The sequence below is a fragment of the Vibrio sp. T20 genome (assembly GCF_007858795.1).
In the GTDB taxonomy this organism is placed as follows: Bacteria; Pseudomonadota; Gammaproteobacteria; order Enterobacterales; family Vibrionaceae; genus Vibrio; species Vibrio satsumensis.
Genome location: NZ_VFEB01000241.1, coordinates 1 through 321, shown reverse-complemented (window position 1 = coordinate 321; position 321 = coordinate 1). Strand labels below are relative to the sequence as shown.

Annotated in this window: 1 protein-coding gene; it reads right to left on the bottom strand. The window is 58.6% G+C overall.

Annotated elements, in window-relative coordinates:
- A partial coding sequence (locus FTW16_RS22270; protein ID WP_409994457.1) for a VCBS domain-containing protein occupies window positions 1-306 on the bottom strand: 306 nt, incomplete at its 3' end.
- Between the last annotated feature and the right edge of the window lie 15 nt (window positions 307-321).

Below are 321 nucleotides of genomic sequence, written 5' to 3'. Positions count from 1 at the left end.
CTTGAACACGTTCTCGCCAGTGTCATCATCGCTGATGGTCAGCGTGCCTGTGTCGCTCAGTACCGTGACCGCGTCGTTCTCGGTCACCGCACCGGTATCGTCACCGGCGATATCCGCCACGTCGTTCGTGCCCGTGATGGTCACTTTGATGTCGTGAGTCGTGCCGTCTGCCGACGTCACCGTGAAGGTTTCGACTTTCTTCTCACCTTCTTTCAGGTAGTTCACGTCCGCGTTGTCGACGTTGTACGTCCACACGCCAGCTTCCGTGATGGTTAAGCTGCCCAACGCACCCGCACTCGCGGTGATGCTTGACGCGTCTGT